Source organism: Pseudomonas sp. SWRI22 (genome assembly GCF_014268395.2).
Classification (GTDB): Bacteria; Pseudomonadota; Gammaproteobacteria; order Pseudomonadales; family Pseudomonadaceae; genus Aquipseudomonas; species Aquipseudomonas paracarnis.
The window spans coordinates 984854-998849 of record NZ_JABWQK020000001.1 but is presented as its reverse complement, the minus strand read 5'-3'; the positions used below and the strand labels follow the sequence as shown (position 1 = coordinate 998849).

Below are 13996 nucleotides of genomic sequence, written 5' to 3'. Positions count from 1 at the left end.
TTGCGGGGCGAGCGGCAAAAAGCCGCAAGAATCGCTGAATCAGTTATAGGCCATGGTGATCTGGATCAGGCTTTTTGCACCGTAGGAGCGAGCTTGCTCGCGAAAAACGTCAACGATAACGCGGGGTTCCTGAGTGAACGCGGCGCGCGGGAGTTTTTCGCGAGCAAGCTCGCTCCTACAGGGGCTTGTTGGGATTAGAATGGACGTTCGTTTCTTGTTCGAGTCTTTTCATCATGCTTCCTGAATGCCAGCTGTTCGGCACCCTGGGTTGCCATCTGTGTGAGATTGCCGAAGCCGAAGTCATGCCGCTCGTCGAGCACGGGTTGTTGGTGGAGTTGGTGGATATCGCCGATCCGGAGGACCTGACAGACGTCTACGGCCTGCGGATTCCGGTGCTTCGCCGCACGGACACCGGGGCGGAACTGGACTGGCCGTTCGACACCGCGCAGGTGGTTACCTTCCTGCGCTGAGATTTATGCGATGGCGGCTTTCCAAATATTAAGTTACTGTATATTCGTACAGCGATTGAATAGAGGGAACGCCCGTGGTGAATGTTGAACAACTTAAAAGCAGCGTCAATCGCATGTCCGCCGATGTGGTGCGTGACGCGGTGAACGAACTGCGCCTCGATGGCCTGGTCACGGAAGGCAAGACGCCGTTTAACAAAGTGCATTTCAACACCTGCTTCGCGGAAATCGAGGCGCTGTTCCAGCGCGCCGGTTATCACAAGCAGCTGGATGTGGTGGGTTATCAGGGCTTGCTCTACGCGTTGTATGACCCGGGTCGTTGGGAAGCGGTGGACGTGCTGCGCTGGCTCAAGGAATTCACCGAGGCGGCAAGCGCCTCGCCAGTGCTGCGAGCTCAACTGGCCAAGGCCTGAGATAGGCCCTAGGCAATCGCGCGCCATGGGCGATAATGCCCGCCTGTTTTCCAGGCTTTGAGCGTCGGCATGTCCACTTCCGTTTTTTCCCCCTCCCAGCACCAAGCCAGCACCCTGTACTTGCCGCCGGGCTCCTGGGTGACGGTGCTCGATTGCCTGTGCGCACACTTTCCGGCCATCGGCCGCGAACAATGGTTGGACCGCATTGCCCGCGGCCGGGTGCTGGATGTCAATGGCAGCCCGATCAGCCTGGGCCTGGGCTACAAGGAAGGCTTGTGCATCTATTACTTTCGCGAAGTGCCCAACGAGAAAGTGATTCCGGTGCTGGAAAACATCCTGTACGCGGATGAGCACCTGGTGGTGGCGGACAAACCGCATTTCCTGCCAGTGACACCCGCTGGCGAGTACGTCGAGCACACCTTGTTGCGACGCTTGATCCGGCGCCTGGACAATCCCGCCCTGGTGCCCCTGCATCGCATCGACCGACATACGGCGGGGTTGGTGCTGTTCTCCGCCAACCCGCACAGCCGTTCGGCCTATCAGCAATTGTTTCCCACGCGACGTATCGACAAATTCTACGAAGCCATCGCTCCGGCCTTGCCGCACCTCAGCTTCCCGTTGGTGCACAAAAGCCGTTTGGTGGATGGCGAACCTTTCTTTCGCATGCAGGAAGGGCCGGGTGCCAGCAACACCGAGACGGCGGTAGAGGTGCGCGAGAAAAACGCTGATCTATGGCGCTACGGCCTGTTCCCGGTGACCGGCAAGAAGCACCAGCTGCGCGTGCATATGACGGCGCTCGGGGCAAGCATCTGTAATGACCCGTTCTACCCCGAAGTGATCAAGGATGCCGAGGACGATTACGCCAAGCCACTCAAGCTGCTGGCCCAGGGCGTGCGCTTTATCGACCCGGTAAGCGGTGAACAACGCAGCTTCCGCAGCCAGATCACCCTGGACTGGTAAACCCCAGGAACAACAAGGCCCGCGCGAGGCGGGCCTTGTGTGCAAGCGCTGAGGCTTACAGGTCTTTAACGGTGCGAACCTGATCTTTATTGATACGGGTGTGCTTGCCGTCCAGTTGTTCGAATTCGTAGAAGCCCGAATCTTCATCGTACTTCGGGGTGTCGACGGCCTGGATTTCGCGACCGTCATTCAGGGTGATCACTGTTGGCGAAGCGCAACCGGCGAGGGTGGCGAGGCCCAGTGCAAGCATGAGAGCGGCGATGGTCCGTTGAGTCATGAGTTTGTCTCCGAGAGAATACTTTTAAATTGCTGACCTTGTGACGTACGGGACGCCGGCAAAGTTCCTTGTGCAGGGTTCATTCTGACATGCCAGCCCCGGGGTGCAACAGCTCGGGCGTATTAAGATTGGCCAGGCGCGGGTCATCGGCCGGACATTCCAGCGCCACGGCACCCAGTTGCAGCCACAGCTTGCGCGGGCTGCGCTCCCCCGCTTGCCACGCCTGTTCCACCTGGTTTTTCAGGCGAGTGGGGATGACGCACAGCAAGGGTTCCCAGAAGTCACCCTGGCGCACCATCACCGGTAGCTGCCGATTGCGTCGTGCGGTCGCACGCAGGTCGGCGAGCAGTCGCGCATCGATCTGCGGCACATCGCAAGGCAATATCAGCAGATGCTCATGGCGTGCGGCGAAGAGTCCTGCACGGATACCTGCCAGCGGGCCGGGGAAGTCCGGGTTGTCATCGCTCACCTGTTGGTCGGCATAGAGCGCGTAGCGTTCATGGTTGCGGTTGCACGAGATGATCAGGTCATCGGTGAGCGGCCGGGCCAACTGGTGCAGGTGGGCGATCAAGGGCTGACCTTGCCATTCCAGCAGCCCTTTGTCCTGCCCGCCCATGCGTTGGCCGCGACCACCGGCCAGCAACAGGATCGAACACGGCAGGGAAGAAAATTCAAACGTCATGGTGGTTGCGCTGCGGCAGGGAAACAGGGGCCTGTGATATAACATCGGGCTGTTCCTTCGACAACCGGACCGTGCCATGAAAGCCAAGGCCGATGCGCCCTTTGTACCCCTGAATATTGCTGTATTGACGGTCAGCGACACCCGCACCCTGGAGACCGACACCTCCGGCCAGGTCTTCGTCGATCGTCTTGCCGCCGCCGGCCACCGCCTGGCCGAGCGCGTGCTGCTCAAGGACGACCTTTACAAGATTCGCGCCCAGGTGGCCCACTGGATCGCCGAAGACGTGGTGCAGGTGGTGCTGATTACCGGCGGCACCGGCTTCACCGGTCGCGACAGTACCCCTGAAGCAGTGAGCTGCCTGCTCGACAAGCAGGTCGATGGTTTTGGCGAGCTGTTCCGCCAGATCTCCGTGGCCGATATCGGCACCTCCACCGTGCAATCGCGCGCCTTGGCGGGGTTGGCCAATGGCACTCTTGTGTGCTGCCTGCCAGGGTCCACCAATGCCGTGCGCACCGGTTGGGACGGCATCCTCGCCGAGCAGTTGGATAACCGTCACCGCCCATGCAACTTCGTTCCGCATCTGAAGCTGGCCGAACCTTGTGAATCCCGTGGATAAGCCCGGCAAGACCGGCGCCCTGATGCCGGTGGAAGCAGCCCTGCAGCGTTTGCTCGACATGGCCGCCGCCGCGCCGATCCGCGAGCAGGAAGTACTGCCTCTGGCTGAGTGTGATGGCCGGGTATTGGCCCTGGACCTGATCTCCACACTCGACCTGCCACCGTGGCCCAACAGTGCCATGGACGGCTACGCCGTGCGCCTGGCGGACTGGACCGGCGAGCCCTTGGTGGTGAGCCAGCGGATTTTCGCCGGCACTGCCCCTGAACCCTTGGCGGCCGGCACCTGTGCACGCATCTTTACCGGCGCGCCGGTGCCCCAAGGCGCTGACTGCGTGCAGATGCAGGAAAACGCCGTGGTGCATACCGACCAGCGCGTGAGTTTCACCGAGCCATTGCAGATGGGCGACAACATCCGGCCTCAGGGCCAAGAGACCACGGTCGGCGAGACCGTACTCAGTGCCGGCACCCGCCTGGGCCCTATCGAACTCGGTTTGGCCGCGTCTCTTGGACGTGATCGACTCGAGGTGGTGCGGCGCGTACGCGTGGCCGTGTTGTCGACCGGCGATGAATTGATCGAGCCAGGGTTGCCGCTCGGCCCTGGGCAGATCTACAACAGCAACCGTCGCGTGCTGTGCAGTTGGCTGGTGCGCATGGGCTGCGAAGTGATTGATGCCGGGATTCTACCGGATGATCTGGAACAGACCCGCGCGCGCCTGGCGGGGCTGGGCAGTGTTGACCTGATCCTCTCGACCGGCGGTGTGTCGGTGGGCGAAGCGGACTTCCTCGGCATTGCCCTGCGGGAAGAGGGTGAGCTGGCGCTGTGGAAGCTGGCGATCAAACCGGGCAAGCCGCTGACCTTCGGGCATTTTCGTGGCGTGCCGGTGATCGGCCTGCCGGGAAACCCGGCCTCGACCCTGGTGACTTTTGCGCTGCTGGCGCGCCCGTATCTGCTGCGCCGTCAAGGGGTGCAGGAGGTGCAGCCGCTGCGCTTCGAAGTGCCGGCAGGGTTCGTCTGGCCCAAGCCCGGCAACCGCCGCGAGTACCTGCGCGGGCGGATCGAACAGGGCAAGGCGATCATCTACCGCAACCAAAGCTCCGGGGTGCTGCGCAGTGCGGCGTGGGCTGAAGGCTTTGTGGAGGTGCTGGAAGGGACCACGCTGGCCATCGGCGACCGGGTCAACTTCATTCCTTTGAGCGAAGTCCTTAACTGACCGCGCGCTAAAAATGTGGGAGCTGGTTGGCCTGCGATAGCCATAGGTATTTACACAACCTCTGAACGACGCAAAACCTGTGGCGAGGGAGCTCGCTCCCGTGACGACCGACCAGCCGACGCTTATTTACCTGCCGCCCCGCGCTCCCACATTTGGATCGTGGTGCGTCAGGGAGATTTGCGTCGGTTGGTAGGCCGTCACGGGAGCAAGCTCCCTCGCCACAGATCCAGCGTCGCGCCGAAGTTGTGTAGGTACCGATGGCTATCGCAGCCAAGCCGGCTCCCACATTTGGATGTGTATGTGCCCTATGAGCAATCAGTAATCGTCACCCTGCTCAGTGACATCCCGCTCCACCGGCCCCGCCTCCGGGTCGTAGCCGGCCGGGAACTTGCCCTTCAACGTCCAGGCAAACGCAATGATCTCGGCAATCGTGCGGTACAACTCTTCCGGAATGCTGTCCCCCAGTTCCATGCGCGCCAGCAGCTTTACCAACTCGGCGTTTTCATAGATCGGTACTTCATTCTCCCGTGCCAGCTTGAGGATGGCTTCGGCCAGGGCATCATCGCCTTTGGCTGTCAGGGTAGGGGCCTGTTGGCCGTCGTACTTGAGGGCGATGGCCTGGCGGGGCGGGTCGGCGTTTTTCATGCGGTTTCGTCCACCCAGCGTTGCTCCAGTCCGGTTTTTGGCCCGCGTGGCGGGGTGCCCAGATGGCAATCCAGGTCGCCGACGTTGAGCCCGGATGAGACCAGGCGCTCACGCAAGTTGCCCAAGTGGCTTTCGATCAGGCTGGCCGTGAAAGGGCGGCTGGCCCATAGCTGGCTGGACAGTTTGCCCTGGGACAGCTGCGCCTGAACTTGCAACGGCCCCAGCGGCTCCATGTCAAAGGCCAGTTCGACGCGCCAAAGCATTTGTTTCGGATCTTTTTTATCCTTGCGCTCGGGCTGGTCCTTGTCTGGCGCGGGCTCCTCGCGTTGGAACTTGACCTGCAGCGGCACGATGTCTTGCAGGGTGCGCATGGGAATCTCCAATTGCCAGGTCGTTTGCAGGCGTCCGTCGGCGGTGGTGCCGGTCTGTTCCAGGCTCGACAGTTGATGGCTCTGCAAGCGCGAGATCGCCCCAGCGGCCAGGCGTAGCAGGTTTTCCAGGTCGCCTTCACCTTCCAGTTTTGCCATCAGTCTTTCGGGCAGCGGGAAGCCGGCGGGTATCTGCCGGGCGCCGACCTGGCCGAGGGTGTTCAGCGGGCTGCGCACAAAGTGCGGCAACACCTGGGCCAGGGTATTGGCGGCGAGGATCGCATTCAGGTTGGTGCTGGCGGGCAGGGCGGGCAGCAGGTCTGCGACCAGGCGTAACAGCGCGCCTTTCATGTCCAACGGTGGGATTTGCGGGTTCTGGCCGGCGAGCAGTTTGGCTTCCAGAAAGGCGCCGCTGTTCTGCACCACCTGGGCCAGCACCTTGGGATTGCTGACCTGTGCCAGATCGGGCAAGGCCGCCAACAATCGCTCGGCGGCCGCCCGCAGTTCGGCCGATGTGCTGTCGCCACGGGGCAGGTTTTGCAAGGCGGTGAACACCGCATCCAGCGAGCCTTGGCGACTTTGCTGAGTGGCAAGTTGCTGCGTCACGGCCAGTTGGTCCTTCAGGCCGCTTAGCGGTACGAAGTTCAGGGTCTGCGCGTTCTGCACCACGGCGCTGAGCAAGCTGCCCACCCTCAGCGGCTGAGGGCTTTCCAGGGTCAGGGTGGCACCGGCCAGGGCGTTATTGAGCACACTCACCAGCGAGCGATAGATCGCCGGTTGTGCCGTGCCCTGGGGCAGCATCTGCGTGGTCAGCACCTTGGCTTGCAACAACGTACCCACCGGCATCTGGTGGGTGTCGAGGCGAGTGAGAGCGGCCACGTTGGCACTCATGGCTTGCTGCAAGGTAAGGGCCAGGTTGCCCGCAGGCGTCTGGCTCACCGCCACATTGCTGCCCAGAGGCAAGGGCTGGGCACTGCTGGCCTGCACCAGCGCCTGGCGACCGCCTTCGAGGGTCAGTTTGAGCAGTAACTGAAAGGCCTCGCCGCCTTGTTTAAGCGCGATGACCTCAGCGTTCACGGTTTTCCCCGGGTCGATCAACCCGGCCTGCGGCTCCAGCAGTTTGAGCAATGCGCCGGCCCCAGGCAGCGGAGTGGGCCCGGGTGCGAAGGTTGGCGGCAGTGGAGGAAGGTTGATCTCGCCGGTCATCGTGCGCATCGTCTCTGGGGAAATTGCCCTCTTTAGAGTAGGGCATCGCATGTATAATGCCGCCCGTCTGCAAAGAGAGCGGTAAAAACCTCACAACTATTTGATCCAGCTCTCTAAAATCGGTCGCCAAAGCCGTTATTGTGCATCTCTCTATAACGGCCGCTGCACCGCCGACTTGAACCGTAAAGGCCCGCGATCTTTTGACCAGCCCTCTTCTTGAAGCCGTAGCGCTTGCCTGTGAACGCGACCTGCGCCTGCTGTTCGAGCAACTCGACCTGCGGCTGACGGGTGGGGACATGGTGCAAATCAGTGGCCCCAATGGCAGCGGCAAGACCAGCCTGCTGCGCCTGCTGGCCGGGCTGATGCAGCCGACGGCCGGCGTGGTGCATCTCAACGGCAAGCCCTTGAACGAACAGCGTAGCGAGCTGGCGCGCAACCTGATCTGGATCGGCCACGCCGCCGGCATCAAAGACGTACTCACTGCTGAAGAAAACCTCAGTTGGCTCAGCGCCCTGCATCATCCTGCTTCCCGTGACGCCATCTGGCAGGCCCTGGCCGCGGTGGGCCTCAAGGGCTTTGAGGACGTTCCCTGCCACACCCTGTCCGCCGGCCAGCAGCGCCGCGTGGCCTTGGCCCGCTTGTACTTGCCCGGCCCGCCGTTGTGGATTCTCGACGAACCTTTCACCGCCCTCGACAAACAAGGCGTGGTTCAACTCGAAGCACACCTGGCCCAGCACTGCGAGCAAGGCGGCCTGGTGGTGCTCACCACCCACCACACCTTGGCGCGTATGCCTGCTGGCTACCGTGAGCTGGACCTGGGGCGGTGGTCGCTATGAGTGTGTTCGCCCTGTTGGTCGCCCGCGAAGCCCGGCTGTTGTGCCGTCGCCCCGCCGAACTGGCCAACCCGCTGGTGTTCTTTGCCATCGTGATCGCGCTGTTCCCGCTGGCGGTTGGCCCGGAGACTAAACTGTTGCAAACCTTGTCCCCAGGACTGGTGTGGGTCGCCGCGCTTTTATCGGTTCTGCTCTCGCTGGACGGGCTGTTTCGCAGTGATTTCGAAGACGGTTCCCTGGAGCAGTGGGTCCTTTCGTCGCACCCGTTGCCACTTTTGGTACTGGCCAAGGTGCTGGCACACTGGGTTTTTTCCGGCTTGGCGCTAGTCTTGCTCTCGCCACTGCTTGCCATGATGCTTGGGTTGCCCGTTGAATGCCTGCCGGTGCTGCTCCTGTCTTTGTTACTCGGCACGCCGGTGCTCAGCCTGTTGGGGGCGGTGGGCGCAGCGTTGACGGTCGGCTTGAAGCGTGGCGGGCTGTTGCTGGCCCTGTTGATTCTGCCTTTGTATATCCCGGTGTTGATCCTGGGCAGTGGCGCGTTGCAAGCCGCGCTCATGGGTATGCCGGCGACCGGTTACCTCTTGTGGCTGGGTAGCCTGACCGCCCTGGCGGTAACCCTGACACCTTTTGCTATAGCCGCCGGCCTGAAAATCAGCGTCGGTGAATAATGAGGTCTGACCCGGCGTCAATGACGCTGAGTCAGTAAAGACCCTGAGCTTTTCGCCACGACGAAAAGCACCGTGATGGAAACAGCAATGAACTGGACCTGGTTTCACAAGCTCGGCTCGCCCAAATGGTTTTATGGCATCAGTGGCAAGCTGCTGCCGTGGTTGAGTATCGCCGCCATCCTGCTGATCGGCACTGGCCTGGTCTGGGGCCTGGCCTTTGCGCCGCCGGACTATCAGCAAGGCAACAGCTTTCGCATCATCTATATCCACGTACCTGCCGCGATGCTGGCCCAGTCCTGCTATGTGATGCTGGCGGTGTGTGGCATCGTCGGCCTGGTATGGAAGATGAAGCTGGCCGACGTGGCCCTGCAATGCGCCGCGCCGATCGGTGCATGGATGACCGCCGTGGCACTGGTGACCGGTGCGATCTGGGGCAAACCGACCTGGGGCTCGTGGTGGGTGTGGGATGCGCGCCTGACCTCGATGCTGATCCTGCTGTTCCTGTATTTCGGCCTGATTGCCCTGGGCAACGCCATCAGCAACCGTGAAAGCGCCGCCAAGGCTTGCGCGGTGCTGGCGATTGTCGGCGTGATCAACATCCCGATCATCAAGTACTCGGTGGACTGGTGGAACACCCTGCACCAAGGCGCCACCTTCACCCTCACCGAAAAACCGGCGATGCCCGTGGAGATGTGGGCGCCGTTGCTGTTGATGGTGCTGGGCTTCTACTGTTTCTTCGGCGCCGTATTGCTGCTGCGCATGCGCCTTGAAGTGCTCAAGCGTGAAGCCCGTACCAGTTGGGTGAAAGTCGAAGTGCAAAATTGCCTGGGAGCACGTGGATGAGTTTTGCTTCTTTCAGCGATTTTCTCGCCATGGGCCACCACGCCCTGTATGTCTGGACGGCCTATGGCATCTGCCTGGCGGTGCTGGCCCTCAACGTCGCCGCGCCGATCCTGGCCCGCAAGCGTTACCTGCAACAAGAGGCGCGACGTCTGCGCCGGGAGACCGAAAAGTGAATCCGCTGCGTAGAAAGCGTCTGTTGATCATCCTTGCCATCCTGGCCGGCGTCGGCATTGCCGTGACCCTGGCCCTGAGCGCCCTGCAGCAGAACATCAACCTGTTCTACACGCCCACCCAGATCGCCAATGGCGAGGCACCGGTCGATACGCGCATCCGCGCTGGCGGCATGGTAGAGCAGGGCTCGTTGAAGCGTTCCGGCGATTCGTTGGACGTGACCTTCGTCGTCACCGATTTCAACAAGGCCGTGACCATCACCTATCGCGGCATCCTCCCGGACCTGTTCCGGGAAGGCCAGGGCATTGTCGCCCTGGGCAAGCTCAACGCCGATGGCGTGGTAGTGGCTGACGAAGTGCTGGCCAAGCACGATGAAAAATACATGCCGCCCGAGGTCACCAAAGCCTTGAAAGACAGCGGCCAAACCGCTCCCGCCACCCAAGTCAAGGAGGGCTGAGCCATGACGTCCGCACTGTTTATTCCGGAGCTGGGCCAGTTGGCGATGATCCTCGCGCTGTGCTTTGCCGTGGTCCAGGCCGTGGTGCCCTTGCTCGGTGCCTGGCGCGGCGACCGCCTGTGGATGAGCCTGGCGCAGCCGGCCGCCTGGGGCCAGTTTGCCTTCTTGCTGTTCGCCTTTGGGTGCCTGACCTACGCCTTCATGACCGACGATTTTTCGGTCGCCTACGTTGCCAACAACTCCAACAGCGCTTTGCCCTGGTACTACAAGTTCAGCGCCGTGTGGGGTGCCCACGAAGGTTCATTGCTGTTGTGGGCCTTGATCCTCGGCGGCTGGACCTTCGCCGTCTCGGTGTTCTCGCGCCAATTGCCGCAAGTGATGCTGGCGAGGGTGCTGGCGGTGATGGGCATGATCAGCATCGGCTTCCTGCTGTTCCTGATCATGACCTCCAACCCGTTCACCCGCATCCTGCCGCAGATCCCGGTGGACGGTCACGATCTCAACCCGTTGCTGCAGGATATCGGCCTGATCGTGCACCCGCCGATGCTCTACATGGGTTATGTGGGGTTCTCCGTGGCCTTCGCGTTTGCCATCGCCGCCTTGCTCGGCGGTCGTCTCGACGCCGCCTGGGCGCGCTGGTCACGGCCATGGACCATCGTTGCCTGGGCCTTCCTCGGTATCGGTATCACCCTGGGCTCATGGTGGGCCTACTACGAACTCGGCTGGGGCGGCTGGTGGTTCTGGGACCCAGTGGAAAACGCCTCCTTCATGCCGTGGCTGGTGGGTACCGCGCTGATTCACTCCCTGGCCGTCACCGAAAAACGTGGCGTGTTCAAGAGCTGGACGGTACTGCTCGCCATCGCGGCGTTTTCCCTCAGCCTGCTCGGCACTTTCCTGGTGCGCTCGGGCGTGCTGACCTCGGTGCATGCGTTTGCCTCAGACCCTGAGCGCGGCGTGTTCATCCTGATCTTCCTGCTGTTTGTCGTCGGCGGCTCGCTCACCCTGTTTGCCTTGCGCGCGCCGGTGGTCAAGAGCCAGGTCGGTTTCAACCTGTGGTCGCGGGAAACCCTGTTGTTGGGCAATAACCTGGTGCTGGTGGTAGCCGCGTCGATGATCCTGCTCGGCACCCTCTACCCGCTGGTGCTGGACGCCTTGAGCGGCGCCAAGCTGTCCGTGGGGCCGCCGTACTTCAATGCGTTGTTCATCCCGCTGATGGGCCTGTTGATGGTGGTGATGGCGGTCGGCGTGCTGGTGCGCTGGAAAGACACCCCGGTGAAATGGCTGGTGGGCATGCTGATGCCGGTGCTGCTCGGCAGCGTGGCCCTGGCGGTGATCGCCGGTTTCGCCTACGGCGACTTCAATTGGGCGGTACTCGCGACGTTCCTGCTGGCAGCCTGGGTGTTGCTCGCGGGGGCGCGGGACATCGTCGACAAAACGCGCCACAAGGGTTTGCTCAAGGGCCTGCCCACCCTGACCCGCAGCTACTGGGGCATGCAGATCGCCCACATTGGTATCGCGGTGTGCGCCCTTGGGGTAGTGCTGTCCAGCCAGAACAGCGCCGAGCGCGACCTGCGCCTGGCGCCGGGCGAGTCCATGGACCTGGCCGGTTACCACTTCATCTTCGAAGGTGCCAAGCACTTCGAAGGGCCGAACTTCACTTCCGACAAAGGCACGGTGCGCGTAGTGCGCAATGGCAAGGAAATCGCCGTGCTGCACCCGGAGAAACGCCTGTACACCGTGCAGAGTTCGATGATGACCGAGGCTGGTATCGACGCCGGTTTCACCCGTGACCTGTATGTGGCCCTCGGTGAACCCTTGGGAGACGGGGCCTGGGCCGTGCGCGTGCATGTCAAACCCTTCGTACGCTGGATCTGGTTCGGCGGTTTGCTCACCGGGTTCGGCGGGTTGCTCGCAGCGCTGGACCGGCGCTATCGGGTCAAGGTCAAGAGCCGGGTGCGTGAAGCGCTTGGCCTTTCGGGAGCTGCGGTATGAAGCGTTGGTTGATGGTTGTGCCGCTGGCGTTGTTTCTGCTGGTGGCGGTGTTCCTGTATCGCGGGTTGTACCTGGACCCTGCCGAGCTGCCTTCGGCGATGATTGGCAAGCCGTTCCCCGCCTTCAACCTGCCAACGGTGCAGGGTGACAAGACCCTGACCCAGGCAGACTTGCAGGGCAAGCCGGCGCTGGTCAACGTGTGGGCCACCTGGTGCATCTCTTGCCGCGTCGAACACCCGGTGTTGAACAAGCTGGCCGAGAAGGGTGTGGTGATCTACGGCATCAACTACAAGGACGACAATGCGTCGGCCTTGAAGTGGTTGGCGGAATTTCATAACCCGTACCAGCTGGATATCCGCGACGAAGACGGCAACCTGGGATTGAACCTGGGTGTGTACGGCGCACCGGAAACTTTCTTCATCGACGCCAAAGGTGTGATCCGCGACAAGTTCGTCGGCGTGATCGACGAAACGGTGTGGCGCGAGCAACTGGCCGCCAAGTACCAGGCCCTGGTCGATGAGGCCAAGCCATGAAGCGTTGGTTGACCGCTGCCGTTTTAGCCCTGGGCCTGGCCGGCGTGGCCCACGCCGCCATCGACACCTATGAATTCGCCAACGACGCGCAGCGTGAGCGTTTCCGCGACCTGACCAAGGAACTGCGCTGCCCCAAATGCCAGAATCAGGACATCGCCGACTCCAACGCCCCGATTGCCACCGACCTGCGCAGAGAGATTTTCCGCATGCTGGGGGAGGGCAAGGACGACCAGCAGATCATCGACTTCATGGTCGACCGCTACGGTGATTTCGTACGCTACAAACCGGCACTCACCGGCAAGACCGCGCTGCTGTGGTTTGGCCCGGCCGGGCTGTTGCTGGCCGGCGTGGTGGTAATGGCCGTGATCGTGCGTCGGCGCCGTGTCGCACCGATTGATGGCGCCGATGCGCTGTCCCCTGAAGAGCGTAAACGCCTCGACCAATTGCTGGACACCAAGACTGATGATTGATTTCTGGCTCGCAGCCGGTTTGCTGCTACTGATTGCCCTGAGTTTCCTGTTGATCCCTGTGTTGCGTGGCCGTCGTGCCCAGCGTGAAGAGGATCGCACCGCGTTGAACGTGGCGCTGTACCAGGAACGCGTCGCCGAGCTGCAAGCGCAGCAGGACGAAGGTGTGTTGAATACCGCGCAACTTGATACCGGCCGCGCCGAAGCGGCCCGCGAGTTGCTGGCCGACACCGAAGGTGTGGAAAAACCCCGCGAATCGCGGTTAGGCAAACCGCTGCCGTTTTTGGCGGCGTTTCTGGTGCCTGTGCTGGGCGTGGCGCTGTACCTGCATTATGGCGCGAGCGACAAGGTTGAACTGACCCGTGAGTTTTCCCAACCGCCGGTGTCCATGGCCGACATGACCCGTCGCCTGGAACGCGCCGCCGCTGCACAACCGGATTCGGCAGAAGGTTTGTACTTCCTTGGGCGCGCCTATATGGCCCAGGACCGTGCCGGCGATGCCGCCAAAGTCTTTGAACGTACGGTTGCGTTGGCCGGGCGCCAACCGGAACTGCTCGGGCAATGGGCCCAGGCGCAGTACTTTGCTGACAACAAACAGTGGTCGCCTCAGGTTCAGGCGCTGACCGACGAAGCCTTGAAGCTCGATCCCAAGGAAGTCACCAGTCTTGGCCTGTTGGGTATCGCTGCCTTTGAGGGCCAGCGTTATCAGGAAGCCATCGACTACTGGAACCGCCTGCTCGCGCAACTGCCGCCAGAAGACAATTCCCGTGTCGCCCTGCAAGGCGGGATTGATCGCGCGGCAGAGAAGCTCAAGGAGAGCGGTGGCAGCGTCGCCCAGGCGCCCAAGGCGCTACTGACCGTGCGGGTGGACTTATCTGCCGAAGTGAAGGCCAACGTCCTGCCAGGCGACAGCGTGTTCATCTTTGCCCGCGCCGTAAACGGCCCCCCGGCGCCCTTGGCTGCCAAGCGTGTGACCGTCGACGCATTGCCGGTCACCGTCGAACTGGGCGATGCCGACGCGATGATGCCGCAGTTGAAACTGTCCAACTTCCCCGAAGTCCAACTGGTTGCGCGCATATCCCGGGCCGGCCAACCGACCACTGGCGAATGGATCGGCCGCAGCCAACCGTTGGGCAGCAGCACCGCTGCGTTGCAGCAACTGACCATCGACACTCCGGACCAGTAATT

The 13996-nt window shown here is 62.1% G+C and carries 18 protein-coding genes; 14 read left to right on the top strand and 4 right to left on the bottom strand.

Annotated elements, in window-relative coordinates; translation table 11 throughout:
• Positions 1-233 precede the first annotated feature (233 nt).
• From HU730_RS04190 to HU730_RS04180, 3 genes are all read left to right on the top strand, one after another.
• Positions 234-470 carry a glutaredoxin family protein gene (locus tag HU730_RS04190; protein WP_034127166.1) on the top strand — a complete coding sequence of 79 codons (237 nt, stop codon included), beginning with the start codon at positions 234-236 and terminating at the stop codon, positions 468-470.
• Between the two features lie 74 nt (positions 471-544).
• Positions 545-880, top strand: coding sequence for a hypothetical protein (locus tag HU730_RS04185; protein WP_003189932.1), 336 nt, complete (start codon positions 545-547; stop codon positions 878-880).
• Positions 881-949: 69 nt separating this feature from the next.
• On the top strand, positions 950-1840 hold the full coding sequence (locus HU730_RS04180) for a pseudouridine synthase (protein WP_054920131.1): 891 nt from the start codon (positions 950-952) through the stop codon (positions 1838-1840).
• 55 nt (positions 1841-1895) lie between these two features.
• On the opposite strand, the gene HU730_RS04175 is transcribed toward HU730_RS04180, so the two are convergent.
• A complete protein-coding gene (locus tag HU730_RS04175) occupies positions 1896-2117 on the bottom strand; it encodes a YgdI/YgdR family lipoprotein (protein ID WP_003189935.1) in 222 nt (73 codons plus the stop codon).
• A 79-nt stretch (positions 2118-2196) separates the two neighbouring features.
• A complete protein-coding gene (gene mobA / locus HU730_RS04170) occupies positions 2197-2799 on the bottom strand; it encodes a molybdenum cofactor guanylyltransferase MobA (protein WP_054920148.1) in 603 nt (200 codons plus the stop codon).
• A 76-nt stretch (positions 2800-2875) separates the two neighbouring features.
• Here mobA and moaB point away from each other — a divergent pair, with 76 nt between their 5' ends.
• Together moaB and glp are read left to right on the top strand one after the other, a co-directional pair.
• Positions 2876-3415, top strand: coding sequence for a molybdenum cofactor biosynthesis protein B (gene moaB, locus HU730_RS04165; RefSeq protein WP_034127168.1), 540 nt, complete (start codon positions 2876-2878; stop codon positions 3413-3415).
• A complete protein-coding gene (gene glp / locus HU730_RS04160) occupies positions 3399-4625 on the top strand; it encodes a gephyrin-like molybdotransferase Glp (protein ID WP_057976687.1) in 1227 nt (408 codons plus the stop codon). Before moaB ends, glp begins: the two co-directional genes overlap by 17 nt.
• A 315-nt stretch (positions 4626-4940) precedes the next feature.
• Here glp and HU730_RS04155 read toward each other — a convergent pair whose 3' ends face one another.
• Both HU730_RS04155 and HU730_RS04150 read right to left on the bottom strand, forming a co-directional pair.
• Positions 4941-5270, bottom strand: a complete 330-nt coding sequence (locus tag HU730_RS04155) for an EscU/YscU/HrcU family type III secretion system export apparatus switch protein (RefSeq protein WP_034127170.1) — start codon at positions 5268-5270, stop codon at positions 4941-4943.
• The gene (locus HU730_RS04150; protein WP_186526657.1) at positions 5267-6844 is read right to left on the bottom strand and encodes a flagellar hook-length control protein FliK; all 1578 of its coding nucleotides are present in this window, start codon (positions 6842-6844) and stop codon (positions 5267-5269) included. Before HU730_RS04150 ends, HU730_RS04155 begins: the two co-directional genes overlap by 4 nt.
• Positions 6845-7044: 200 nt before the next feature.
• On the opposite strand from HU730_RS04150, the gene ccmA reads away from it, so the two are divergent.
• The 9 genes from ccmA to ccmI all read left to right on the top strand — a co-directional run bounded on the left by ccmA (position 7045) and on the right by ccmI (position 13994).
• On the top strand, positions 7045-7680 hold the full coding sequence (gene ccmA / locus HU730_RS04145) for a cytochrome c biogenesis heme-transporting ATPase CcmA (protein WP_034127172.1): 636 nt from the start codon (positions 7045-7047) through the stop codon (positions 7678-7680).
• Positions 7677-8345 carry a heme exporter protein CcmB gene (gene ccmB, locus HU730_RS04140; RefSeq protein WP_014717701.1) on the top strand — a complete coding sequence of 223 codons (669 nt, stop codon included), beginning with the start codon at positions 7677-7679 and terminating at the stop codon, positions 8343-8345. The genes ccmA and ccmB overlap by 4 nt, the downstream gene beginning before the upstream one ends.
• 87 nt (positions 8346-8432) lie before the next feature.
• On the top strand, positions 8433-9188 hold the full coding sequence (locus HU730_RS04135; RefSeq protein ID WP_186526658.1) for a heme ABC transporter permease: 756 nt from the start codon (positions 8433-8435) through the stop codon (positions 9186-9188).
• Positions 9185-9361: a heme exporter protein CcmD gene (gene ccmD / locus HU730_RS04130; RefSeq protein WP_034127174.1), complete on the top strand. Its 177-nt coding sequence runs from the start codon at positions 9185-9187 to the stop codon at positions 9359-9361. Before HU730_RS04135 ends, ccmD begins: the two co-directional genes overlap by 4 nt.
• Positions 9358-9816 carry a cytochrome c maturation protein CcmE gene (gene ccmE, locus HU730_RS04125; RefSeq protein ID WP_034127175.1) on the top strand — a complete coding sequence of 153 codons (459 nt, stop codon included), beginning with the start codon at positions 9358-9360 and terminating at the stop codon, positions 9814-9816. Before ccmD ends, ccmE begins: the two co-directional genes overlap by 4 nt.
• A 3-nt stretch (positions 9817-9819) precedes the next feature.
• Positions 9820-11808 carry a heme lyase CcmF/NrfE family subunit gene (locus tag HU730_RS04120; RefSeq protein ID WP_034127176.1) on the top strand — a complete coding sequence of 663 codons (1989 nt, stop codon included), beginning with the start codon at positions 9820-9822 and terminating at the stop codon, positions 11806-11808.
• Entirely contained in the window at positions 11805-12341 is a 537-nt protein-coding gene (locus HU730_RS04115; RefSeq protein ID WP_034127177.1) for a DsbE family thiol:disulfide interchange protein, read from the top strand. Before HU730_RS04120 ends, HU730_RS04115 begins: the two co-directional genes overlap by 4 nt.
• Positions 12338-12811 carry a cytochrome c-type biogenesis protein gene (locus HU730_RS04110; protein ID WP_020301388.1) on the top strand — a complete coding sequence of 158 codons (474 nt, stop codon included), beginning with the start codon at positions 12338-12340 and terminating at the stop codon, positions 12809-12811. Before HU730_RS04115 ends, HU730_RS04110 begins: the two co-directional genes overlap by 4 nt.
• On the top strand, positions 12804-13994 hold the full coding sequence (ccmI, locus tag HU730_RS04105) for a c-type cytochrome biogenesis protein CcmI (RefSeq protein ID WP_186526659.1): 1191 nt from the start codon (positions 12804-12806) through the stop codon (positions 13992-13994). The genes HU730_RS04110 and ccmI overlap by 8 nt, the downstream gene beginning before the upstream one ends.
• Positions 13995-13996: the final 2 nt, after the last annotated feature.